This is a genomic window from Bifidobacterium sp. SO1 (assembly GCF_018555335.1).
Lineage (GTDB): Bacteria > Actinomycetota > Actinomycetes > Actinomycetales > Bifidobacteriaceae > Bifidobacterium > Bifidobacterium simiiventris.
Map to the genome: position 1 here is coordinate 81,688 of NZ_JAFEJR010000004.1, position 22,350 is coordinate 104,037.

General features: G+C 59.1%; 34 protein-coding genes and 2 tRNA genes. 15 read left to right on the forward strand and 21 right to left on the reverse strand.

Annotated features, from left to right (window positions below):
• The 11 genes from JS541_RS05260 to JS541_RS05310 form a co-directional block, all read right to left on the reverse strand.
• The gene (locus tag JS541_RS05260; protein WP_214373436.1) at positions 1–588 is read right to left on the reverse strand and encodes a hypothetical protein; all 588 of its coding nucleotides are present in this window, start codon (positions 586–588) and stop codon (positions 1–3) included.
• Between the two features lie 138 nt (positions 589–726).
• Entirely contained in the window at positions 727–1,104 is a 378-nt protein-coding gene (locus JS541_RS05265; protein WP_214373437.1) for a hypothetical protein, read from the reverse strand.
• Positions 1,088–1,603, reverse strand: coding sequence for a hypothetical protein (locus JS541_RS05270; protein WP_214373438.1), 516 nt, complete (start codon positions 1,601–1,603; stop codon positions 1,088–1,090). Before JS541_RS05270 ends, JS541_RS05265 begins: the two co-directional genes overlap by 17 nt.
• A gap of 129 nt (positions 1,604–1,732) precedes the next feature.
• The gene (locus tag JS541_RS05275) at positions 1,733–2,626 is read right to left on the reverse strand and encodes a hypothetical protein (RefSeq protein ID WP_214373439.1); all 894 of its coding nucleotides are present in this window, start codon (positions 2,624–2,626) and stop codon (positions 1,733–1,735) included.
• Positions 2,610–3,170 (reverse strand): ERF family protein, encoded by a 561-nt coding sequence (locus JS541_RS05280; RefSeq protein WP_214373440.1) that lies wholly within the window; start codon positions 3,168–3,170, stop codon positions 2,610–2,612. Before JS541_RS05280 ends, JS541_RS05275 begins: the two co-directional genes overlap by 17 nt.
• Positions 3,161–4,015 carry a PD-(D/E)XK nuclease-like domain-containing protein gene (locus JS541_RS05285; protein ID WP_214373441.1) on the reverse strand — a complete coding sequence of 285 codons (855 nt, stop codon included), beginning with the start codon at positions 4,013–4,015 and terminating at the stop codon, positions 3,161–3,163. Before JS541_RS05285 ends, JS541_RS05280 begins: the two co-directional genes overlap by 10 nt.
• Entirely contained in the window at positions 3,993–4,256 is a 264-nt protein-coding gene (locus JS541_RS05290; protein WP_214373442.1) for a DivIVA domain-containing protein, read from the reverse strand. Before JS541_RS05290 ends, JS541_RS05285 begins: the two co-directional genes overlap by 23 nt.
• A complete protein-coding gene (locus tag JS541_RS05295) occupies positions 4,240–4,518 on the reverse strand; it encodes a hypothetical protein (protein WP_214373443.1) in 279 nt (92 codons plus the stop codon). The genes JS541_RS05290 and JS541_RS05295 overlap by 17 nt, the downstream gene beginning before the upstream one ends.
• Positions 4,518–4,814, reverse strand: coding sequence for a hypothetical protein (locus tag JS541_RS05300; RefSeq protein WP_214373444.1), 297 nt, complete (start codon positions 4,812–4,814; stop codon positions 4,518–4,520). The genes JS541_RS05295 and JS541_RS05300 overlap by 1 nt, the downstream gene beginning before the upstream one ends.
• Complete coding sequence (locus JS541_RS05305) at positions 4,811–5,173, reverse strand: hypothetical protein (protein WP_214373445.1); 363 nt, start codon at positions 5,171–5,173, stop codon at positions 4,811–4,813. Before JS541_RS05305 ends, JS541_RS05300 begins: the two co-directional genes overlap by 4 nt.
• 478 nt (positions 5,174–5,651) lie before the next feature.
• The gene (locus tag JS541_RS05310) at positions 5,652–6,044 is read right to left on the reverse strand and encodes a hypothetical protein (RefSeq protein ID WP_214373446.1); all 393 of its coding nucleotides are present in this window, start codon (positions 6,042–6,044) and stop codon (positions 5,652–5,654) included.
• Between the two features lie 27 nt (positions 6,045–6,071).
• Between JS541_RS05310 and JS541_RS05315 the strand changes: the two genes are divergently transcribed.
• Positions 6,072–6,692 carry a hypothetical protein gene (locus tag JS541_RS05315; RefSeq protein ID WP_214373447.1) on the forward strand — a complete coding sequence of 207 codons (621 nt, stop codon included), beginning with the start codon at positions 6,072–6,074 and terminating at the stop codon, positions 6,690–6,692.
• 18 nt (positions 6,693–6,710) lie between these two features.
• Here JS541_RS05315 and JS541_RS05320 read toward each other — a convergent pair whose 3' ends face one another.
• Positions 6,711–7,364 (reverse strand): hypothetical protein, encoded by a 654-nt coding sequence (locus tag JS541_RS05320; RefSeq protein WP_214373448.1) that lies wholly within the window; start codon positions 7,362–7,364, stop codon positions 6,711–6,713.
• Positions 7,361–7,636 (reverse strand): helix-turn-helix transcriptional regulator, encoded by a 276-nt coding sequence (locus JS541_RS05325; RefSeq protein WP_214373449.1) that lies wholly within the window; start codon positions 7,634–7,636, stop codon positions 7,361–7,363. Before JS541_RS05325 ends, JS541_RS05320 begins: the two co-directional genes overlap by 4 nt.
• Positions 7,637–7,709: 73 nt before the next feature.
• Here JS541_RS05325 and JS541_RS05330 point away from each other — a divergent pair, with 73 nt between their 5' ends.
• The 3 genes from JS541_RS05330 to JS541_RS05340 all read left to right on the forward strand — a co-directional run bounded on the left by JS541_RS05330 (position 7,710) and on the right by JS541_RS05340 (position 9,229).
• Complete coding sequence (locus JS541_RS05330; protein WP_214373450.1) at positions 7,710–8,108, forward strand: helix-turn-helix transcriptional regulator; 399 nt, start codon at positions 7,710–7,712, stop codon at positions 8,106–8,108.
• Positions 8,109–8,220: 112 nt separating this feature from the next.
• Positions 8,221–8,490 (forward strand): hypothetical protein, encoded by a 270-nt coding sequence (locus JS541_RS05335; protein WP_240539253.1) that lies wholly within the window; start codon positions 8,221–8,223, stop codon positions 8,488–8,490.
• A gap of 67 nt (positions 8,491–8,557) precedes the next feature.
• Positions 8,558–9,229, forward strand: coding sequence for an exonuclease domain-containing protein (locus JS541_RS05340; RefSeq protein WP_214373452.1), 672 nt, complete (start codon positions 8,558–8,560; stop codon positions 9,227–9,229).
• Between the two features lie 86 nt (positions 9,230–9,315).
• Here the strand turns inward: JS541_RS05340 and JS541_RS05345 are convergent, their stop codons facing one another.
• The 3 genes from JS541_RS05345 to JS541_RS05355 all read right to left on the reverse strand — a co-directional run bounded on the left by JS541_RS05345 (position 9,316) and on the right by JS541_RS05355 (position 12,556).
• A complete protein-coding gene (locus tag JS541_RS05345) occupies positions 9,316–9,735 on the reverse strand; it encodes a hypothetical protein (protein WP_214373453.1) in 420 nt (139 codons plus the stop codon).
• Entirely contained in the window at positions 9,732–11,156 is a 1,425-nt protein-coding gene (locus JS541_RS05350; RefSeq protein WP_214373454.1) for a tyrosine-type recombinase/integrase, read from the reverse strand. Before JS541_RS05350 ends, JS541_RS05345 begins: the two co-directional genes overlap by 4 nt.
• A 179-nt stretch (positions 11,157–11,335) precedes the next feature.
• The gene (locus JS541_RS05355; protein ID WP_214373455.1) at positions 11,336–12,556 is read right to left on the reverse strand and encodes an ABC transporter permease; all 1,221 of its coding nucleotides are present in this window, start codon (positions 12,554–12,556) and stop codon (positions 11,336–11,338) included.
• Between the two features lie 212 nt (positions 12,557–12,768).
• Here JS541_RS05355 and JS541_RS05360 point away from each other — a divergent pair.
• Positions 12,769–12,842: transfer RNA gene (locus tag JS541_RS05360), tRNA-Pro, on the forward strand.
• A 95-nt stretch (positions 12,843–12,937) separates the two neighbouring features.
• On the opposite strand, the gene JS541_RS05365 is transcribed toward JS541_RS05360, so the two are convergent.
• The 3 genes from JS541_RS05365 to JS541_RS05375 form a co-directional block, all read right to left on the reverse strand.
• Complete coding sequence (locus tag JS541_RS05365; RefSeq protein ID WP_214373456.1) at positions 12,938–13,093, reverse strand: helix-turn-helix domain-containing protein; 156 nt, start codon at positions 13,091–13,093, stop codon at positions 12,938–12,940.
• Positions 13,094–13,250: 157 nt separating this feature from the next.
• Positions 13,251–13,730: a GNAT family N-acetyltransferase gene (locus JS541_RS05370; protein ID WP_236036801.1), complete on the reverse strand. Its 480-nt coding sequence runs from the start codon at positions 13,728–13,730 to the stop codon at positions 13,251–13,253.
• Positions 13,727–13,960, reverse strand: coding sequence for a DUF1778 domain-containing protein (locus tag JS541_RS05375; protein WP_236036802.1), 234 nt, complete (start codon positions 13,958–13,960; stop codon positions 13,727–13,729). The genes JS541_RS05370 and JS541_RS05375 overlap by 4 nt, the downstream gene beginning before the upstream one ends.
• A gap of 642 nt (positions 13,961–14,602) precedes the next feature.
• Here JS541_RS05375 and JS541_RS05380 point away from each other — a divergent pair.
• From JS541_RS05380 to JS541_RS05415, 9 genes are all read left to right on the forward strand, one after another.
• A tRNA-Leu gene (locus tag JS541_RS05380) sits at positions 14,603–14,690 on the forward strand.
• Positions 14,691–14,789: 99 nt separating this feature from the next.
• Positions 14,790–15,179, forward strand: coding sequence for a DUF1304 domain-containing protein (locus tag JS541_RS05385; protein ID WP_214373458.1), 390 nt, complete (start codon positions 14,790–14,792; stop codon positions 15,177–15,179).
• Between the two features lie 70 nt (positions 15,180–15,249).
• Positions 15,250–15,744 (forward strand): GNAT family N-acetyltransferase, encoded by a 495-nt coding sequence (locus tag JS541_RS14745; RefSeq protein WP_236036803.1) that lies wholly within the window; start codon positions 15,250–15,252, stop codon positions 15,742–15,744.
• Positions 15,741–16,325 carry a hypothetical protein gene (locus JS541_RS14750; protein WP_236036804.1) on the forward strand — a complete coding sequence of 195 codons (585 nt, stop codon included), beginning with the start codon at positions 15,741–15,743 and terminating at the stop codon, positions 16,323–16,325. The genes JS541_RS14745 and JS541_RS14750 overlap by 4 nt, the downstream gene beginning before the upstream one ends.
• A 117-nt stretch (positions 16,326–16,442) precedes the next feature.
• Entirely contained in the window at positions 16,443–17,408 is a 966-nt protein-coding gene (locus JS541_RS05395; RefSeq protein WP_214373459.1) for an L-lactate dehydrogenase, read from the forward strand.
• Between the two features lie 17 nt (positions 17,409–17,425).
• The gene (locus JS541_RS05400) at positions 17,426–17,956 is read left to right on the forward strand and encodes a GNAT family N-acetyltransferase (protein WP_236036818.1); all 531 of its coding nucleotides are present in this window, start codon (positions 17,426–17,428) and stop codon (positions 17,954–17,956) included.
• 198 nt (positions 17,957–18,154) lie between these two features.
• Positions 18,155–18,769 carry a hypothetical protein gene (locus tag JS541_RS05405; protein WP_214373460.1) on the forward strand — a complete coding sequence of 205 codons (615 nt, stop codon included), beginning with the start codon at positions 18,155–18,157 and terminating at the stop codon, positions 18,767–18,769.
• A 116-nt stretch (positions 18,770–18,885) separates the two neighbouring features.
• The gene (locus tag JS541_RS05410) at positions 18,886–19,050 is read left to right on the forward strand and encodes a hypothetical protein (RefSeq protein ID WP_214373461.1); all 165 of its coding nucleotides are present in this window, start codon (positions 18,886–18,888) and stop codon (positions 19,048–19,050) included.
• A 110-nt stretch (positions 19,051–19,160) separates the two neighbouring features.
• Complete coding sequence (locus tag JS541_RS05415; RefSeq protein WP_214373462.1) at positions 19,161–19,709, forward strand: type 1 glutamine amidotransferase domain-containing protein; 549 nt, start codon at positions 19,161–19,163, stop codon at positions 19,707–19,709.
• 21 nt (positions 19,710–19,730) lie between these two features.
• On the opposite strand, the gene JS541_RS05420 is transcribed toward JS541_RS05415, so the two are convergent.
• Both JS541_RS05420 and JS541_RS05425 read right to left on the reverse strand, forming a co-directional pair.
• A complete protein-coding gene (locus tag JS541_RS05420) occupies positions 19,731–19,946 on the reverse strand; it encodes a DUF6019 family protein (RefSeq protein ID WP_214373463.1) in 216 nt (71 codons plus the stop codon).
• A 58-nt stretch (positions 19,947–20,004) separates the two neighbouring features.
• The gene (locus tag JS541_RS05425) at positions 20,005–20,874 is read right to left on the reverse strand and encodes a hypothetical protein (RefSeq protein ID WP_214373464.1); all 870 of its coding nucleotides are present in this window, start codon (positions 20,872–20,874) and stop codon (positions 20,005–20,007) included.
• Positions 20,875–20,958: 84 nt separating this feature from the next.
• Here JS541_RS05425 and aroA point away from each other — a divergent pair, with 84 nt between their 5' ends.
• On the forward strand, positions 20,959–22,314 hold the full coding sequence (gene aroA / locus JS541_RS05430) for a 3-phosphoshikimate 1-carboxyvinyltransferase (RefSeq protein WP_214373465.1): 1,356 nt from the start codon (positions 20,959–20,961) through the stop codon (positions 22,312–22,314).
• Positions 22,315–22,350 lie beyond the last annotated feature (36 nt).

Sequence of the window (22,350 nt, forward strand, 5' to 3'; positions counted from 1 at the left end):
TCACTCCTCGCCTAGCACGACATGTCCGGGATGGAATGGTGCATACCCCTCGATATCAGCTTCACAAACAAGCATCGCCTGTCGGAGATTGAACATGGGGCTGGGCGCACCTTCGGTCTTCATGACGCATAGTCCATCCGGTTCCACGTTCCATGCGAGCCAAACAGCGCCTTCATTGTCCACCCACAGGCCGGGCTTATCCGGCAGTTGAAGCTTCCGGCGTAGCACGTAGCGGATTTCACCGACGTCGAGGCTAAAGGGTGAACCGGGGTCCTCAAGCGTGCGGCATTTGACGAAGTCACTGCCCTCACGCGTGGCAAGAACCTTGTATCGGTTCCCTATGAGAGTGACGATGAGATCACCCTCGCGCAGATCATGACGACCGGTGATACGCTCATAGGAGGGATCATCCAACGGTTCGATGGACACGACATTCGGATCGAGTGCTCGCATGTCATCATCGGTGATGTACAGTCCCGTGTTTTCCTCTCCTAGCAGGGGACACAGATCCGCATCCTCATTCACGATCGGACCGGTATAGATTCCGCCGCTCTTATACGTGACCTTGGCTTGTTCTCGTTCGCCCATTTTCAGGTTCTGCCACCAATGCTTTTCACTCGTAGTCATGTTCCTGCTCCCATTCGGTTTTCAATCGGTTGAATACCTCTGGCGGGAGTTGTTCCCACCAGAGGGGATAGAAAGGCTGTTGTTCGCGTTTGATGGCGTCTACGTCAACGGACTTGCACACGGCGTCCACCCGCCCTCGTCGTCCAACAACACCCAGCCGTGCAGTCTGGTCAGGACCGGCACCAGTTCCGGGTGGTCGTCATAGCCGCTGACGATCCACCCGTATGCCTTGGCTTCCGTCTGGTGGGTGTGCACCCACAGGTGACAGCCCTCGGCGCTGCCGTTCCCACACAGGAGAATCAGATTCGACGCTTCATGCAACCGTGGGTAGGGATGGCTGCGCAAATGCCGGTGATGACGGCTGAAACCCGCCCAATGGTAGGTTTCCCCGCATCGCATGCACCGCCAGCCATCCCGCGCGTCCACCAAGTCGCATACGCGCACGCTCGGCTGTTTGCGCTTAGACGAACCCGCCATCGTTGTACCTCTGCGCCCACGGTTCCGTCGGCTGCTGTTGCGGATACTGTTGCACGCCCTGTACGGGTTGCGCGTCCCCGAACGGATTCTGATTCGAGAAACCATCCTGCGGCTGATACTGTTGCGGTGGGAGAGCGCCGTTCGGGCTTGCGCCCTTCTTCGGTTTCGCGCTCAACAACGCGATCGTGTCGGCCGCGATATCCAGATTCTCGTAGGTTTTCCCGTCCTTCTGACTGATACGCTTCGACAGCGTGCCGCGCACCAGCACCTTGACGCTCAACCCCTGCGACTTGTATTGGCGGATCATGTCGATAGCGTCCTTCGCGTCATTCGACAGGGGATGCACGTCGAAGTACAAGGTCGGCTTGTCGACGTATTGGCCGGTGTTCTTGTCCTTGTAGGACGGCGTGTTCGCGACCTTGACGACGCAGCCACCGTTCTGGAAGTCCTTCACGTCGACCACATATGCCTTGCCGTCAACGTTGAACTCGTTAGCCATAGTATTTCCTCATCTTCCTGCGTTTCCTCTCCCGGTCGTCCGCGATCTTGCGGGGGCAGTCGTAACGCTCATCCACTGCGTGAGGGCAGAAATCCCGGCCTTTGTCGGGACGATGACAGTAACCGCAGATCACTCGTCGGCCTCCGGATAGTACATGCCGACGTTCATGCTGACGCGGGCGAACGGGAAACGATGCGCCGCCAAGGAACGCTTCAGGAACGTGCCCGCGCCCACGGTCGGCGTGCCGGTGGCCGGCGCGAGCTTGCCCTCACTATCCAACACGGGCGCGTACAACTTCCCGTCGAACTTCCACACGGAACCGGTCGCGGCACGGTAGAAGCCTGGCTCCTTCGGAAGATCATCCTGTGTCCACGAATCGTATGGGCGTCGTTCCGCATAATCGAACACGTACGAGAAGCCGTTCGGCTCGTAGCGCGCGTCATAGCCTTCCAGGAACCTCGGATCATCCACGAATTTGATGCTCACGCCTTGGGCTTCGTACAGTTCGCCGGACCGCATCGCATCATAGACACCTTCGACCTTCGTCTCGCCCTTGTGCAGATGCACGCGGTCGCCCTGACGCAGATCGTGAATGTCGGTGATACGCAGCATGGCCGGCTCATCATCCTCGGCAGCCTGCGGGCCGTCCTCTTCCGTGTGGCCGAGCGGACGATAACAGGAACGCAACTGCCAGGAATTTTCGTCTTCGCCCACGCAATATCCGGGGGTCATGTTCTCGAACCACACGTGGAGCAAACCGTCATCTTCCGGACATTGCGTGACCAATGTCACGATCCCGTTCACCGTGGTCAACCTCTTGCCGATGGACAGCAGGTCGCCCGGCTTCACGTCCTCGATATGGTCAATGCGTTCGTTCGTCCGCTCATCCGACAACGGTGACGGATCATCCGACGGGATACGGCCGATGAAGATGTCCTTCATCAGATCGGACAGGCCACTGCCCGGCTTCACGGTCGCAGTGAACGTCATCTCACTGTAAGTGGTTTCATGCTTCGTTTCCATTGGTTTCCTCCTTGTTGGTGGTTTTCTGAATGTTGTTGTACGAATCGATGAACTGTTGCGCGTCCAAGCCGGTCAACTGCTTGTACGCGACGCCACGGTTCAACACCTTGCTGATGAACTGGCTCTCGAAACCGGGAGCGACCTTGTACTCGTTGAGAATCCGGTCGATGGCCTGCTGCTGGTCGTCGGTCATGCCGCCCGAACCATGACGCCGATACCCTGAGGTTTCGCCGTCGTCATCCGTGGTCGCCAAACCGAACGCGGCAAGAGTCGAATACCGTCTGGCGTAGGTGAGCGCCGAACCGAGCGCCTGCATGACGCTCATGCCACGACTGTCACCCACCTCGACGGGAATCCAACAACACGTGTCCTCCCATTTCGATTCGCCCTGTCTGCGGATCATCGTGTTGACGTACAATCGTCCGTCCTTCACGTCGGTCGGCCAACGCAGCTCATACCCGTGGTCCTCCACGTAGTTCACGACCTGTTCGAGCGTCGCGTACCGGCCTCTGCCGCCTTGGGCTTTCTTCTTGATCACCGCCATGAGTCGATCTCCGTCTCCTCCTCCAGCAGCTTCCAATCAGGGAACTGGATGGGCTGCGGCGTCTTGTCGTAACCCCAGTCACGCATCGCCTTCAACGGGTCCTTGTGGTTGTCGCGGAACCATTTGATGCCCTCGAGCGCATGGTCGATCTGCTTCGCGGCGATCTCCGTGATCTCCGGACTGTCCTCGTCGAACCGCCATTCCATCCAGTCGTACGGAGTCTGTTTCTCCTGCACGATGAACGAGAAGCCCAAGCGTTGCCGACGCAATTCCGGATAGCACAAGCGCCACAGGCGCAAGTAGAACGCGGCTTGAACGTGATAGCCGAACATCCAGCAGGCTCGGGGGAACTCGGTCGCCGGCTTTGACGTGGTCTTGTAGTCGTAGATGCGCAGAATCCCGTCGTCATCCGGCTTGGAGGGGAGCCAGTCGGCCTTGCCCTTCAACGGCAACCCGGTCTTCGCGTCCTCGGCGAACATGGCCTGTTCCGGCCTGCCGTCCAACTTGGCGAAGAACCCGCGGGTCATGTCGGCCATCATGTGAACCGCATCCCAATCATCCTGGGACAGCCACACGATGTCCTCGCCGTCATGCTCGGCCAGCAGCTCCTCATACTCCGTCTTGCCGGCCTTCGACCGCAGACTCGGCTTCACCAACACGCTCGGACCACTGCCCAATACGAGACTGTGAGCCGCCTTGCCGAACTCCAACACCGAAGACGACGGGTGCTCGCCCGTCACATACTCCGCGTACGCGAGCGGACTGATCAGATACTTCTTCAACGACGTCTGGTCGATCGCCGGATCAGCGAAATACTCGCTGTCACTCATCGTCAGCACCGGCATCGTTGACTCCTTTCTCCGCTTCCAACACGGTGATCCGATCCTGCAGGACACTGATCTGCTTCAACAGGGCCTTACGCTCCTTCAACAACTCCGTCCGCGCATTGAACAACGCTTGCAACGAGTCCGCCACCGAGTCCAGAAACTCGTCAACCGGATCAGCGAAATACCATTCACGCCTCGAAAACACCGACGTTTTGCACGGGAACTCCACTTGCCGAACCTGCTTAGCGGTCACCAACATGACGACCCTCGCTTTCCAACCTGAGCTGTTCACGTCGTTCCAGCAGATCCGACTTCCTGTAGGTCATCGCATTGCCCTGCTTGACACCGCAGAACGGCTTGTAGTTCTCCTCGAAAAAGATCCGCGAAACCCCTAGAAACTCATAGGCTTTCGCATCGTTGGCGAAGATCTCGTCGAACAAATCCCGGAGCGTGCTGCGCAGCACGTCAGCCATGTTGTCCACGCGCCGGCCGACCAGTCGCGCCGTCTGATCAACAGCCATCAGCTCGTCTCCTTCCTTCCCAAAATCCGCGCATACACGTCGTACTTGCCCTGTGGATTGCGCCTGACCGCCGTCTCCGTCAGATACGGTCGGAACGCCTTGTTGCCATGTCTCAGGTTGCTTGCCAACGACTGCGCCTTCACCTTGTCGGGCTTCGTGTCCACGATCGCCCACTTGCCCAGGTGAGCCGGCATGGTCATGCTCGTCACGGCCTCAACCCATTTCGACCTGACCGTGCGCTTGGCCTCCAAGTCAGGCGGCAGCTCATCCACGTACCGGATCTTCTGCAGACTCACTTGTCCGACTCCTGAATGCGCGACCACACCGTCTCCATCAACGGCCGGTCGATCTCGTAATACAAGTACGAACTGCCATGCTTCGGCGGTTCGACGCCATGCGCCTTCTTATACGCGGTCGCCAGCTCGTACCCGAACCGGAGCGCGCTCTTCTTCAACGGCTCCACGCCCTTGCTGCGCATGAACGCGCTGATCGTCAACGTGGGAGACTCCACATTCGGCTTCGCATCCTCGAGCACGGACTCCACGTACATGTCGATCAGATGGTTCGCGCGACGTTCCAACTCGTCCTGCGGGACAATGCCGCGCGCCACGCCCAGCAATCTCATCTGATCGATCGGATTCAGTTTCTCCGCCATCATCGGCTCCTTACCTATAGAGGTGGTTAGTGGTTGTCCCATGAGCCGGGAGTTGAACGCCTGACCTTGGAGTTTTTGGAGACTCCCGGCCGGAACCGACTCTGGGGGATTCAGTTATGTGCGCGTCGTGGGGGAGAGTCGAACTCCCCGCATCCCGCCCAGTCCATTCGGAAAGCTGGGTTGATACGGCAATAGCCGGCACCACGACCACCACCCGACCGGGATCAAACATGTAAAAGGCTGGAACACGGGTTCGGCTGGTGTGTTCCACACCCGGTCGGGAAACTTCAGTTATGTTCCCCACAAAGGGGGAGTGGCCGGTCAAGGATTCGAACCTTGAGCGTCCCCTGTCACCGCGAACCACAACCAACCCGAGAGAAAGGAAGGCAACCGCAATGTGAATGACGAGTCCATTCCGAAAAGAACGATGACAAGGGGTAACGCGTCCAGACACCCGCAAGGGGTACCGGCCGGAATATCAGACTTCCTGCGGATAATCCAAGGATTCCCTGTCGTTGGTGGATCCCTCGCAGCTTTCAACGGTCATGACGCCGATCAGATCACGACAGGAATCCATTTTGACGTTGATAGAGGCCGAAAAGAACTCGTCGGGACGGAAATCGACGTAACCGCCGTTGGCGAGAATCATGCGATATTCCCCGTTCTCCCTCTTATATAGGTGACTGACGGGAACGGTATGCAGCCCGACTGGCTCATTGGGATCGGAATTGTAGAACACGGCACACGTGGGAGCCGTCACGCGATGCTTGAGCATCTGCGCGTACTCTTCCAAGGTGGAGAAGGCGCGAATCTGCTGATAATACGTGTAATCCTCATCTTGGGTATCCGGTTTACGATTAGTGTCGTTCATGACATCGCTCCTGTGAAAGGTGTTCATATGACTGGTGTGTTGTCCGAGATCGTCAACTGGTTGGCGATCCTCACGTTCGGCGCATTGCTATGGCAGTTGGTGAGAGCCGAAGGAGAGCAGCCGCCCGAATCGGTCGAAGTGGATATCGACTGGTTGGATGCGAGCAAGGTGATCGACTCGCATCTACCCGTATGGGTCGTTGACCTTTCGGTGACCGCAGAAACCGCCGGAGTCCTATATGACGTGAGCAGTAAACCGATCGGAGATGCGACTGCCATGCACCCGGACGCCGGCTTCGCCTCGTGTCTCATGCACGGCGATCACCCGGTCGTTTCCAGATTCGCCGCGCCAATCGGACGAACCATGAGAATACTGGTGCAGTGGCATTGCCTGTCTCCCGTCCTGAAACTGCCTGTAGCGCAGGCGGTGTTGCTGGAAATTGAGTCACCGCTACCGGGACGCCCCGACGGTTCAGCCAGACACATAGATAAATATGTGTGGCATTGGTTCTGGTTTGCTTGGCTGAGGCGTCTACTGAACGGCATCTTGGGGATGACAGCCATTGAATTCCGGTTTCGTCTCGGGGAATTCCGCAAGCCGAAGGAGTGGTGGAAGTCGACCCTTCCCGACGGTTCCTGGTTACGCTAACCATCATTGATCTTCATGTCATGCCGCCAGTTTCTGAGGAGAAGCAAGACGATGCTCGGTGACGATGGCGGGGAGGTTTTCTACCGTCTCCGTCGTGCGAATTGCCGTCAGCTCTTCTTGAAGGCGCTTCCCAGCTTCCGCAAGTTCTTCGATTCTTCGGTTCATCTGCTTTACCGCCTTTACGACGTTCTTGTCTGGCTTTTCTCTGACGATCGTTCGCTTTTCAGTGATGACCGTGGAGGGAGAAAGAACTCGCTTCTTGTTGCCGGACGCTTTTTCTCGTATGAAGTCTTCAACCGATTGCCCGTTTCCGTTCATGTGGTACGAAATAACGCTCGGAGTGCAGTCCAACAAGGTGGCCCATGCTCGTAGGTTTCCTTCCACGCCATCGACAGATATGATGGTTTCCGCTGCTTTCCGAGTGTTGTCGGCTGAGGAAATCCACTGGCAGTTAGCCGGTTCATAGTTGCCGTCGTTGTCGATGCGGTCAATAGATAAGCCTTCTGCGTAGCCGTTCGACAGCGCCCACTTTTCAAAACACTGAAACGAGTGCCATTCCGGGCAGACTCTGATTCCGCGCCCTCCATACCAGCGATAACTAGGCATCTTGGGATTCTCACAGCGGCGCTTCATGTTGTTCCATATGGCATACAGCTTTCGGTTCTCGATCATGCCGCCACCTCGGTTTCCACGGTTGTCGTTGCTCCAAAGAACTTCTGTCGCATGTCGATGGGAATGGAGAGCAGAGTGTCAAAGTCGACGCCAAGGATCTCGGCGATGGTATCGAGTTCATCCACCTTGAACGCGGGCTTCCCGGCGAGACGGCGAGAGAGCCTACTGACATCCCATCCGAGCTGTTTCGCCAGCCATCTCTGACTCTTGTTGCTGATGTAGAGGCGGTAGCGAATGCCTGCTGCGGAAAGGTTCTGTGTTGCGCTGTTCATGGCTTTTATAATATATGTTATATTCAAAAAGTCAAAGCATGACACGCCGTATCGCATATGTTATACTTTAGGTATGGCTAATACAGAAGAAACAAGAGTGCTAAGCGGCTTTGCCTTAGCATTTGCTATAGAATATAAGGCATATATGAAGGCGCATGGTATAACGCAGGTTCAGCTTGCGGATACCTTAGGGCGTACGCAGCCTTATGTCAGTAAGGGAATCAACGGGAAGCGTCCGCTCGACACGGATGATGTTGACGCCTTGGCTTCCTTGTCTGGCACTACAGGTCGTTCTCTGATGATCGAGCTGGCCCGACTGACCCGCGAGCAACTGCATCGTCCGGCCGGTCAATATCAGTCGGTTGTGGACCAGCTCGAACATGCGCTCGGCCGGAAGATTCAAGTCGAGAAGGCCGCCTATCGCGATCCAAACAAGGAAGTGGAGTCTGGCCACGGTGAAGACATGGAGTGACCTATGCGACGAGGCGGCTGATCTCGGCGTAGCTGTCCGAGATCGTCGCCTCCCCGCGGGCCAGTGCGGCGAATACGATCCCGACCTGCGAATCGCATACATTGATCCGAGCATGAGCGAGGAACAGCGGGTCTGCACACTCCAGCATGAGCTGATCCATGCTCAGCATTCGGACGATGGTTTGATGAAGCTGCTCTCCTCGGAAAAGGAGGAGAGGCTGACTCGCAGGGAAACTGCTCTTGCTTTAATTGACTCCTTCGAATACGCAAATGTAGAAAGGATCTACGAGGGCGAACCGTATGCTATGGCTGAGGCGTTGGGCGTAACTTACGCGGTGCTGATCGATTACCAGACATGGTTGCACGACACGGTGTTGCTCTAGGCGACGTGCGGTGTGTGATAAGTGACAGGTAGAATCTTCTTATCATCTAGTACAAGGAGGTTCTACCATGCCGTTGAATTTCACTGCCGTCGATTTTGAAACAGGCAACGGGGAAATATGCGCGATCGGAGCTGTCAAGTATAGAGATGGTCAGAAAATAGGAGAGTTCCATCATCTCGTCAACACAAATAATGGCGACTATACGAACATATTCGAGGTCAGAAAGAATGGTAATATAACCGCCGATATGGTCAAAAATGAGCCAGAGTGGCCTGAAATATACCCTTCGCTAATTGAATTTATTGAAGACGATATATTGGTTGCCCATAATGCGGCTGCGGCGGATAAAAAATATGTGGAGAGAGCTTGCCGGCGCTACCGCATTTACCCTCCTATAGGAGAATGGTTCTGCACTCAGATATTTTATGACAATGCGATGCCCGAGCATAAAGAGATGAAATACAAATATCAACAGGCATCTGATCTGAAAAGCGCGTCCCGAGTTGTCCTCGGAGAAAAACTTGAACACCATCATGACGCGTTGTGCGATGCATTGGCTTGCGCTCGTGTTGCTGTTGCCCTCGCAAACAATCTGTATGCGGACGACTTGCAGCAGGCGGATTCGTTGGCGAGAGAAAGGAGCGGGGCGTGGCGTTCCTCAATGATAGGTCCTATAGATGCTTTTCATTGTATTTTTCCTGAATCTGAGCTGAATGAGATGTTCAGAAACAGATACTAGCGGTGGTAAGACATGCGCATATAGGGAGGGGTGTTGCGGGTTTCCTGTTGGAACCTGCAACACCCCTCACTCGTTTTATTGGCTGGTCAGAGTCGTGTTTTGACCATGCCGATCACATCCGCGTTGATCTCGCGCATGTGCGGGTCGGCGAGCATCTGATCCACGGTCATCCACATGCAATCCTTCGAGTCCACATGGAACCGGTCGGCCTTCCACGCTTCCGGCATCCTGTGGATCGTCGCCTTGTACAGCGTGTAATCGTAGAAGCGCGTCTCCTTATGCTCGGTGGAGTACTTTTCGTGCGATTCCATCGTGACCCGTTCGAGAGTGAAATCCGACAGGGGGATGTCGAAGCCGTTGGACAGGTAGTCGGCAAGCAGTCGCAGGTTCTCCGACTCGTTCTCGTCGGTCGCATGGTTCGGGAAGAAGTCGCAATCCCAACCGGTGTCATGGTAGAGGAGATACCGGTTGCCATCGTTGATGGCGATGATGCTGCTGCGTATCATGATTGTTCCTTCCATTCGATCTGTTCCAAGTCCAGTTTCTCGCCGATCGTCTCCATGCCGGCGAACAGTTCCTCGATCGGCACCGTACGGTAATGCTCACTCATCGCGATGGACGAATGACCGAGGATGCGTTGGATGATGCCCGGATCCACGCCCATGCTGAACAGTATCGTGGCTGCACTGTTCCTACATTCATGCCCGTACCTGTGTTCGGGGTCGGGAATGCCGGCCTTGCGCATCAGATCACGGAACGTCGCGCGATCGTCGGTTGCGTCGATGGGCATGCCTTCCAGCGTGCGAAACAGCAGGTTGTATGGGTTGGGAATGTCCTTCGTCGCCTCCAGATAACGGCGGGTTACCTCGGCCAACTGGTTGACCACAGGGATGGTTTTCCCTCTGTGGGATTTCGGAGGAGTCAATGCGAACCGACCGCATAGCGGGATCATGTCATAGTCGTCCGGTGCCACCCATCGCGAGTACGGGCACTTTGACGGCATCTTGTATCCGCAGGGGTACAGGCCGTTCTTGTCCCGCTCGCCGCACCCGTGCCGACGGTTCAGCTGTTCCAGCTTCCAGTTCGCGGTGTACTGGCCGACCCAGATCTCCGGGCCTCCGGGCTGCTCCTTCTGAACGTTTCGCCACAATTTCAGATCGTCCAACGTGATTCCCAGAATCTCGCTTTGTCGCATGCCCATGAGCAGCCGCCACCAGTGCCGGGTGCCGAGCATGATATCATCCGTTGATGCCTCCAGCATTCGTATCATTTCCTGTGGCGTGAACGCATGACGGTTCTGCTTGCGGGATCGTTCGTCTTTTCGCATGCTTTCGTCCTCCTTGTCATCATCGTTGGGTTTCGGTTCGATCAGCGTGCCCGTTTTGATCGGGGAGAGTTTTTCGTCCTTCTCCTTCGGCACCAGCCCCTTGGTGACGGGACTGGTGGGAATGATGCGATCGGCGACGGCGCAATCGAAGACCTGGTTCAATACGCTGAGCAGTACCTTCCTGCGGCTTTGGGATGTCGGAGTGCCGTCGAGGTTCCTCATGTTCGCGAAAAGTCTTCTCAACAGGGAAGGCGTGACATCGGCGAGCTTCACATCACGGTATCTGGGCAGATGCACGTTCGTGACGGACTGGTACAGTTCAATGCTGCCGGGGTCCAGCGTGTGGCCTTTCGCCTCGAACCATTTATCCAGATATTCGCCGAGCGTGGTCTTCCTGTCGTACAGCATTCCCCATTCGCCGCGTTCACGGAGCTTGGCCTTGATCTTCTCGTCGCATGCCTTGAAGGTCTTGCCGGACACCCATTTGCCGTCCACCTTCGCATGCCAGTATTCGTGGATGGCGACGGTTCCGTCCTTGCGTTTGGTTTTCACCGTGTATTTGACCGGATAGATGGAGCCGGTTCGTCTTTGTCTTGGCATCACATCCCCCTGTTCTCGGTTTTAGCAAATTTTAGCAACATTCATTTGACGGTCAATGATACTTCAATGATATACCAATGACTTGTAAACGTTGGAATTGCAACGTTCTTGTTCTCAGACCCCTTTGTTATCAACAATACTAGCAGAACCACTTGTTCTGAGTGTGAAGTTCGCGCACGTCAGCGATCCGCAGCCAGTCGAGATTCGATCTTCTCGGCTGGCTGTTTCGTATTGGTCGCATGGGCGACCGCCTGCGCGTCCGCCACGCCGTTGGCCGCCGCCGACGCCGCGATGTCGAGCCGGTCGGCCTGCACGCGTACCAGCTGCATCTGCACACGGTCGGCCTCGATCGCCGCGATCTGACGAGAAAACACGATGAACCAGCCAAGGAAGAACGCGCATGCCAGCGCCTCGAGATTCGTGAGCGTATCGTAGCCGCGCAGCATGTAGATGCCGAACCCAGCGCAGATCGCGATCGCCAGATCGGAGATCGCGTACATCGCCTTCGGCATGCGCGGCGCCAGCCACGGCAGCGCGAGCAGCAGCACGCCCATGATGAGCGGCAGACCCTTCGCACACACGTTGTGCATGATGTAGTGCGGCGTGTAGCGGAACACGCCGATGCCGACGAACGCGAGTCCGGAGACGGTCAGCAGCAGCGAGAGGATCGCGATGCGCACCTTGAAATGCTTGATCTCGGGATGGTCGACCTCGTCGCCGTACTGTTCGTGCCACAGCCGCTCGAGCCGCTGCGTGGTGATCAGTTCGGACACGGCGAAGTAGCTGACGATGATGATGCACGTGCCGGCGAGGATGAGCGTCGCGTTGAACATAGTCGCCGCGAACGTGGTGCGGTCGCCGAGTTGCGAGAAGTTGTTGTGATACCAGTACGGGTCGTCGGTGGTCAATCCTGCGGTGCTGACTCCCGAGATCACGAAGAACGGCAGCAGCGAGGCGAGCGTCTTCGCGTTCATGAGTTCGGCCTGTACGAACGTCATGTAGCCGGCCACGCCCGCGAATCCGGCGCAGGCGGCCGGCATGTAGCCGGCGAGCAAGTGCATGCCCATCACCGTGTTCACGACGCTGAACAGGGCGAACGAGGACAGGAAGATCGTGGCCGCGTACACGACCGACAGTGCGAGGATCTCGAAGATGCGGCGGATCGGCACCCACCAGCCGTGCTTGAGCGTGAACGAACGCGAGTTGCTCGCATAGCCGATCACGAACGAGATCACACCGCATGCCGCGATGATGGCCGCCGCCACGCTGAACCGGCGTTGCGTCACCTGCCAGATCGCGGGGGCGAGGTCAAGATACAGTTTCATGCCGAAGAACGCGACGATCGCGCAGATCAGGAACGACACCAATCCCAACGTCTCCGCCCGCTGATGCCGTCCCATCGGTGAACCTCCCTGCCGTGTTCGCGCCGTATTGCGCTCCGACCTCATTGTAGTAGGGGAGCGGATGGCGCGGCATATGCCGTTTTGTGGCAGGGTGCGATCGCATGGTGCGATCGCATGGCCGAACGTGGGCGTGTCAGTCACGTCCACGCGTCCGGTACAATGGGTGATTGTCGTTTTCGCGTGGGCATGATTGTGCGTGACGACGGCATCGGGGCGTAGCGCAGCTTGGTAGCGCGCCTGCTTTGGGAGCAGGATGTCGCAGGTTCGAATCCTGTCGCCCCGACAAGAATGGCGGAATTTCAAGGGTTTTGGTGTCCTTGAGATTCGGGTCTCTGTCGATCGGGTACTAATCGGGTACATTGCTGGGGTTGTTTTCCCTTATTCCAGAGGAACGACGATCTGCTGTTCGACCCATTGGTCGAGGTCTCGTCGTCGGTATCGGATCAGGCGTCCGATCTTTGCGTACGGGAGTTCCCGTCGTTGCTGCTTTTGATCCATCGGATACTGATACATCAGCGTGTTTCTTCCTGTCATGTGACGAGACCTTCTCGTCGCGTCACACCTATGCGGCGAACGACGGGCGGAGACACGAAGACCCGCCCATGGCAATGAGCGGGTCTTCGTCGTATCGTTTACGGGTCGGTGTGGCGCGGGTCTCCGATTGCCGTTGGAGCGGCGTCTCACGTTGTCGTCATCGATTGGATAGGGGTATGAACATCATCTTCGACCGGTCGATGTGCCTGAATCCGTAATGCTCGTAGAAGCGGGTCGCCTGTTCCGTGGCGGGTTCCACCATGAGCGCCCGCGCTCCCACGATTTCCGCGGCGTTCATCGAACGGATGATGGCGTCGCGGAGCAGTTGTCCTCCGATGTGCTGCGTCTGGTAGCGTATGTCCACTCCGAGCATGCCGAGCAGAATGACCGGGATCGGGTCGGGGGTGTTGCGTTTCAGCCATCCGGAGGATTCGCCATGGCTGACGCTGTAGGCGCTGAGCGTATAGAAGCCGACGAGCGCATCGTCTGTGAAGACGCCGTACGCCACTGCGGTATGCTGTCGGGATGATTTGAGCAGGTGCCTGGCAAGCCAGTCGTTGATCAGAGGAAGACCGCAGTCGAATCCGTCGATATGGTCTTCCTGTCGTATGCGGCGTGGTCTTGAGATGTCGTTCATTGCCAGATGGGTTTCCTGCCGATCAGTTCCAGCGTCTGTTCGGGCATGGGGCCGTCCAGCGCGGATGCGAAGGATTCCCACGCCTCGTCGTCCAGTTGGATGGTGTGCGAGGACCTTATGTCCCGCTCGGCCGCATCCAATAGGTTCGACAGCGCCCACTGGGATGAGGATAGTCCTTTGTATTCGGCCGCCTGATCGATCCGGTCTCGCTGATCCTGTGTCAGCCGCATTTCGAAACGGCTGCTTTTCGTTGTATTTGCACTCACCATGCCATTTATTGTACGGCAAATGTACGACCGTTGGCCGTTCGTGGCCAAAGACATCGTCACGCCCTCTTTCCGGTGTAGTGCTCTATTGGCCCCCAAGGGTAGCCTCCTGTTGGAGTGAATCCCCTCAAATGCGGGACGGTCATATTGGACGAAGGCCGGTCGTCCGATGTTCATGGATGACCGGCCTTCCGATCTTTGAATTGATTAACCCCGAAATCCTCTCTGTCGCCGGTTCGGTTGCAGGGGACGACGGTGCCGGGTTTGCCGTCGGTGCCGCCTGGCACACACGTTGTCGTTGGTGTCCGCGTCGCTGGAGTTCCACCAGTTGGTGCCTACCTCATGCTCCTGCTGAGCTGGCTGTTGTATCGTCTGCTGCTGCGTGGTGTTTTGGGGTGTCGTCGGCTGGTCGGTCTGCTGCTGTGGGGGTGACCGTCGTCTGCGGGGTTGTGTTCGTGTGCGGATTTGGGATCAAGCCATTATTGCGACTGCATCGTGGGATGTTTACTGTATCGGAGGAGGATTGCCGCGCTATGTGCGTGTCGCGATTTGACGGAATCGCGATTGGCCTATACAGTACCTATCTGTTGTCTGAACAACGCACTCGTCCGGGTGGCGGAATGGTAGACGCGCTAGCTTGAGGTGCTAGTGCCTATTTTATACAGGCGTGTGGGTTCAAGTCCCATCTCGGACACGAGCGAAACCCCCGTGGAAACACGGGGTTTTCTTGTATCTGTCGCTGATCGCGGCGGCATATGCCGTCATATGCTTGCCTGATAAGGAGGGACCTCACATGCTCGTTGCGTCATGCGTGTTCGCGATGCTTGCCGGTCTGCTTCACGTGCTGATCTTCGTACTGGAATCGTTCCGGTGGACAGATCCGAAGACGATGCAGACGTTCTCCATCGACTCGGTCGAAGAGGCCGAAGCGACGAAGGAGATGGCCTACAATCAGGGATTCTACAATCTGTTCCTTGGCATCATGGCCTTGGCCGGTGCCGTGACCGTCCTGGCCGGGCATCATACCGTCGGCATCACGCTGATGGCGACGGGCACGCTGTCCATGGCGCTCGCCGCCGTGGTGCTGTTCGCGGGCAGCCCCGACAAGTGCGGGGCGGCCGTCAAGCAGTTCGCATTCCCCGCGCTCGCGCTGGCGTTCCTGCTGATCTCCGTCGTCCTGTAAGAGGCTTGCATCGCGTCGCACTGGCGACTGTTCGCGATCGACCGGCGTAGACAATCGCAAGGTGAATCATATGGAGCATCCAATACCGTTGCGTATCCGCGCATACCGACCGGATGATGCCGCCGCGACGATGGATGTGTTCCGCCGCGCCGTCACCGAGACCGCGTCGCGTGACTACGACGACGAGCAAGTTCGCACGTGGGCCGGCAATACGGGAACATCGACGCAGTGGGATGCGCGGCGGTCGGCCGTACACACGTGGGTCGCTGAGACGACGGATCGCCGGCCATTGATCGTGGGCTTCATCGATATCGACGACGACGGCTATATCGACATGCTGTTCGTTGATCCCGCGGTCGCGCGTCGCGGCGTCGCCTCGCGACTGTTCGACCAGGCGGAACAGTATGCGGCGGCCAACGATATCGCTCGGCTCTCCGTCCACGCCAGCATCACCGCGCGGCCGTTCTTCCGCCGTCACGGGTTCCGCACGGTCGAAACACGTCACCCGCGCATCGGCGAGGTGACGTTCGTCAACTATCTCATGATCAAACCGATGCCGGTATGATCGATGCCATGCGCATTGCGATCATCGGATACAGCGGCAGCGGCAAATCGACGTTGGCGAGGAAGCTCGGCGAACGGTTGGCCATCCCGGTCATGTACCTTGACCAAGTACACTGGCTGCCCGGATGGAAAGAACGTGATGACGATGACGCTCGTGCCGTCGTCGCCACGTTCATGAACGATCACGAATCGTGGGTCATCGAAGGCAACTATACGAATCTGCTGTATGACGAACGCATGACGCAAGCCGACGTCATCATCGTCATGCTGTTCGGCCGATTCCGATGCTTCGCGCGGGCCGTTCGCCGCTGGCTGCGCTACCGCGGCGCCAGTCGACCGGACATGACGCCAGGCTGTCCGGAGAAGATCGATGCCGAATTCGCATGGTGGCTGCTCATCAAGGGACGCAATGCCGCCCGCCGGCAACGATTCGTCGACACGGCGCATGCGCATCCCGACACGGCGATCATCGTACGCAATCCCGCGCAACTTGCACGTATACGCCGATATCGGATGATCCGCAGGAACAACCGGCAGACGGATGCAGTGACGGCTGCGCGACCGTATCGGAATCACCGCTGATGTCGGTGTCCGTCATGCAATGGGCGTATTGCCGGTATGCGGCAAACGTAGCATCATGATCGTCAGTCATATGTGAGACGCATGGTTGAAACGGTCAGAAAAAGGAAGGGACGGCATATGGTCACGTCGCATCGCAGTCGGGTAGTGATCGTCGGCACGGGCAGCGTCGGCGCGGCGACCGCCGGTGCCATCGTCCTGCAAGGGTTGTGCGATGAACTGGTGCTCATCAACCATAATCCCGACAAGGCGTCCGGACTGGCCATGGACCTCATGGACGGCTCCGATTACACGGGTCGGTTCGTATCCATCCGCCGTGGCGACTGGCCCGACTGCCGCGATGCCGACATCGTGATCGTCACGGCCGGGCCGAAGCCGAAACCCGGCGAGACGCGGTTCCAGGAGCTCGGTGCGGCCATCGACATCGTCGATCCGATCCTGTGCGCCATCCGCGATTCCGGATTCGACGGCATCCTCATCATGGTCTCCAATCCGGTCGACGTGCTCAGCTGGTTCGCATGGAAGCGCACCGGGCTGCCGCGCGCCCAGGTCATCGGCTCCGGCACGGCACTCGACACATCCCGCATGAAGGCGATCATCGGCGACATCACCAGGCTCGACCCGCGCATGGTGTCCGGCTATGTGATCGGCGAACACGGCGACTCCCAGTTCGTGCCGTGGTCGACAGTCTCGTTCGTCGGCAAAAGCTTTACCCGATATCTGCAGGACAATCGGTCCCGTTATGCGGATATCACCTTGGATGGCATCGAGGAGCGGACGCGGCGGCGCGGTCTGCTCATCAAGTCGCTGCGCGGCGGCACCAGTCAGGGCATCGCCGCCACCGTGGCCGGACTGGCGCGCACGATCCTGTGGGACGAGCGGCGCGTGGTCCCTGTCTCCACGCTGATCGACGGCGAATACGAATACGACGAGCACGACGTGTTCCTGAGTCTGCCGGTCGCGTTGAACGCCGACGGCGTGGGTGATTTCGTCGACCTGCATCTCGACGAGAGCGAACTGGCCAAGTTCCATCGGTCCGCGAGCATTGTGCGGGAGCATTGCGCGATGATCGCAGACCGCCTGTAGAGGGGCGCTTGGCCGTGATGGTGCCTGTGTACATCCGCACATACCGACCGGAGGACGCTGCAGCGACGATGGATGTGTTCCGCCGCGCTGTCACCGAGACCGCGTCGCGTGACTACGACGACGAACAGGTGCGCGCGTGGGCTGGCAATACGGGAACATCGACGCAATGGGATGCGCGGCGGTCGGCCGTGCACACGTGGGTCGCTGAGACGGCGGATCGCCGGCCATCGATCGTCGGTTTCATCGATATCGACGACGACGGGTACATCGACATGCTGTTCGTTGATCCCGCGGTCGTGGGTCGTGGCGTGGCTTCGCGACTGTTCGATCAAGTGGAGCGGTACGCGGCGGCCAGCAATATCGCTCGGCTCTCCGTCCACGCCAGCATCACCGCGCGGCCGTTCTTCCGCCGTCACGGGTTCCGCACGGTCGAAACACGTCACCCACACATCGGCGAGGTGACGTTCGTCAACTATCGTATGGTGAGGGAGATTCGGTTCCCGGGATTTTTCCGGAACAATCCCGGGAACCGAACCATGTCCATATGAACATGCACATGCGCGTCATGATGCGGTTGCCCGTCGTCAGGATGTTCGTTATTGTGCGGTTTCCGGTTCCCGGGATTGTCCCGGAACAATCCCGGGAACCGGATTCATACAGAAATCCTGTATCACACGTTGCTCTACCTGGACAGATGCCCAATAATCAAGGCATCAAATACCCGGACACAGGGGAGCGAGCATATCATGAAACGTCCGTCACATATCCGCACCGGCATCCTGCCGCGCATAATCATCGCCGTCGGCGTGGCCCTCGCCCTCGCGGCACTGCTGATCCCGCTGGGACGGTCGCTAACCGTGCGCGCGTCCTATGCGCACGTCGCCATCACGTCATCCGACCAGTGGGCCGATCATTGCAGCGATATCACAGCCGATGACGAGGCGCTCGCGATCGATCGTACGCGTGCCGTCATGATCAATGGCCAAGCCAATCCGCTGATGTGCACCTTCCGCGATCCGGCCTCCGCGTTGCGCGCGTTCCGTGACACCGCCGATCTGTCTGATATTCAACGGCACTGCATCCTGCCATTGAACGTGCTGACCTGGCGGTGCTATGCGGGCTGGGTCGCCGGGCATGCGCCGTACGATGATCCGCGGATCGCCGCATTCTTCGACATCTACGAGAACACGGACGACAACGACCGCATCGTCACGACGCTCGCCGCCATGCAGCGGCGCGCCGAGGACGGCACGCTCACCGACACACAGCTGAGCGAACTGGCCATGCTGTTTCCCGACTATGCGCCCGTCAGCCGGTATATGCATACGTATGCGGACGATGCGGCGACGGTCGATGACTGACGTCGACATAACCGGTCGATTGAGGGAAGCTGATATGACGGGCATCATGGACCGGATGACGGATGATCATGACGGCCGCGGCCGGATGTCGTCGATGATCGCGACGGTGCTCGCCGTTGCGGTGCCGGTGCTGTTCATCGCCGGCGGACATCGCCACCGTCGACCTCACTTGCGACGGCAGCGACAAATCGCTCACTTCAGGCGAACAGTCGATGACCGACTATCTGTATCTCAACGACGACGGCAGGACATGGACCGAAATCGACCACGGCAACGGCTGAGCAATCGTCAGCCGATGCTTGACGGACGTTCGCTTTTCGATGAACTGACGATTAGCCGGCGGCGCGGCATAATGGATGACGGCATCATTCATGCCGTCAAGGAGGAAAGTATGGCCATCGAGAACGCCAAGGCACTGATCATCGTGAACAACTGGGGCATCGAAGAGACGGAACTGACCCGTCCGCTGCGCGATCTCAAAGCCGCGGGCGCCAAGGTCACGCTCGCCGCGACCGAACTGGAACCGTGTGAAACCGTGCAGCACGACCGCTACGAGGGCGAGACGCTCACGCCGGACGTGAAGCTGTCCGACGTGCAGGCCGCCGACTACGATCTGCTCGTCGTGCCCGGCGGCACCTGCAACGTCGACCGTCTGCGCGTGAACGAGGACGCGATCACGCTCGCCCAGGAGTTCGCGCACGAAGGCAAGCCGATCGCCGCGATCTGCCACGGCGCATGGCTGCTCGTCAACGCCGGGCTGATGGAAGGCAAGACCGCGTCGCCGTGCCGCTACATCGCCGCCGACATCGAAAACGCGGGCGGCCATTACATCAACGAGGAAGTGACCGTCGACGACACGAACGGCTGGCGGTTCATCACCTCACGCACGCCCGCCGACCTCGACGCGTTCGTCGGCGCAATCAAGAACACGCTCGCCTGATCCGCCGGTGCCGCGACGATATCAACGTTGATTCCAACGTTCGCCGTACGACGGCAGTTCGTTGCGCGGATTGGCGTCCTGCGCGGCCTGCCAGTTGGTGCGGTCGGCGAACAGCAGACTGTCGTTGATTCCGTTGCGCACCGCGGTTTTGACGACGTAGTAGAGCATCAGCAGCACGACCGCGATGATCGCGATGCCGGCGGCCAGCCAGATGATGGCATACAACGGTTCCAGCATGACAAGCTCCTTTGCTTGTGTGAATGACGGTTGCTATCAAGAATATCGCGGGGGTACGTCAGGCGACGAAGCGCAGGTAGGTGCGGTCGTCGAAGGATGCCTGGCCGGGCGTGAAGCCTTTGGTGGTGCGGTAGTCGCGGATGAGCTGCGGGTCGTCGCGACGCAGACGGTCCAGTTCCCGCTCCGATTCGGCCAGCGTCGGGCGCAGCAGGGGATAGCCGTCCGAGGCGAGTACCACCTCGTCGCCAGGATCGATGGCGACCGTGCGAATCGGATACGTCGGGTCGGTGAACCCGTCGAACACGAAATAACCGTATTCGCCGCGCCGGTTCGCGAACCGCGACTGCAATCGCAGGAACGGCAGAATCATGTTACGGGCCGGATCATCCGCTCTGGACGTCGCCGTCCAGCCGATGGAGGCCGGTGACGATGCCATATCATCCTGCGTGCGGTCCGACGCATCGTCATCCAACGCCAACGCCTGCGCGGCGAACGATCGCAGTTCGCCCAGCAACTCGTCCACGCGCTTCACCGTCGGCGTCTGCACGCCGTTCACCATGATCTGACAGTCGCCGAACAGCCACGCCTCATGCCGGGCCGCACTGTAGACCACCGCGTTCGCCTGCAACCGTTCCCACGGTTCACGTTCGAACAGGCACGCGTCGGCAGTCATGTTGTATTGCGCCTGCAAGCAGCCATCCAACATTGACTGCACCTGCCGCATCGTCGCATCCGCCGGCAATCCAGCGATCGCGCCCAGCAACAGATCCTTCGCAACGACCCCGCCGCTCGGCCGCCACACATGCCGCACGCTCTTGCTCGTCACGCCATCCACCACAGCCGCGAACCCGTCCGTAACGACCAGACCATCCTCGTTCAACGACCGGTCGGCCCTCTTGCCCCGGCAGCACCGTTCGATCACACGCATGCCTCCACCATAGTCCCATAGCCGCAGCATGCGAATGCGGACGCGCACCCGCCGTTTTTCGATAGAACCGATACGATAAGGCACATGAGCGAAACGAACAATCCCGAACTGTGGCCCGCACCAACGGCGAACGGGCCGATCAACGCCACCGTCACCATCCCCGGCAGCAAATCACTGTCGAACCGCTACCTCATCCTCGCCGCACTCGGCTCCAAGCCGGTGAAGCTGGTCGGTCTGCTGCGCTCGCGCGACACCGAACTCATGATGGGCGCGCTCACCGCGCTCGGCGTGCGCTGCGACATCGATCCTGATGTTGAGACGACCGTCACCGTCACGCCTCCGGACTCCGGGCGATTCAGCGGCAACGTCGACGTATACTGCGGCCTCGCCGGCACGGTCATGCGCTTCGTGCCCGGACTGGCGCTGTTCGCCGACGGGCCGGTGCGGTTCGACGGCGACGAACAGGCGTATGCGCGTCCGATGAAGCCAGTGCTTGACGGACTCGAACAACTTGGCGCGACCGTCGACTACCACGGTGAGATTGGGCGGCTGCCGTTCACGATCACGCCGCCGGCGCAGTTGCCGGGCGCTGACGGTGCCTCTGGCGCCGCGCATGTCGCGATCGACTCGTCCGGCTCATCACAGTTCATCTCCGGACTGCTGCTGATCGGCTCGCGACTGCCCGGAGGACTATTGCTGACGCATACCGGCGAGAAGACGCCGAGCCTGCCGCACATCCGCATGACCGTCGCCGACGTGAACGGGGCCGGCGGACATGCGCTCGCCGACGAGAACGCACGCGTGTGGACGGTGCAGCCGGGCGCGTTGCAGCTGCCGGAACGCGTGGTCGTGGAACCGGACCTGTCGAACGCGGCGCCGTTCCTCGGTGCCGCGCTGATCGCGGGAGGCACGGTGCGTGTGCCGCATTGGCCGGTCGAGACGACCCAGCCGGGCGGCCTGCTGCCGGGATATCTGGAACGCATGGGCGCGACCGTCACGTTCCCGGAGCTCGACGGGATTCGCTACTGCGAAGTGACGGCCGCCGCCGGTGCGATTCGCGGTCTTGGCGACTTCGATCTGACGGCGGCGGGGGAGATCGCGCCGTCGCTGGCGGCGATCCTCGTATTCGCGGACGCGCCGACGCGCATGATCGGCATCGGGCACCTGCGTGGGCATGAGACGAACCGGCTCGAGGCGCTGGTCACTGAGATCCGACGCGTCGGGGGAGAAGCCCGCGAACTGCCGGACGGCATCGAGATCACGCCGGTGCCACGCGAGCAACTGCATGGTGCGGTGATGGAATCGTACGCCGATCACCGCATGGCCACGTTCGCCGCGATGATCGGACTCGCGGTACCGGGAGTGGAGATCGTGAATGTGGCGACCACGCGCAAGACACTGCCCGACTTTGTGGGCATGTGGACGGGCATGCTGATGTAGCCGTAGCGTAATGGTTCGTTCTCGACGCGCGGACAT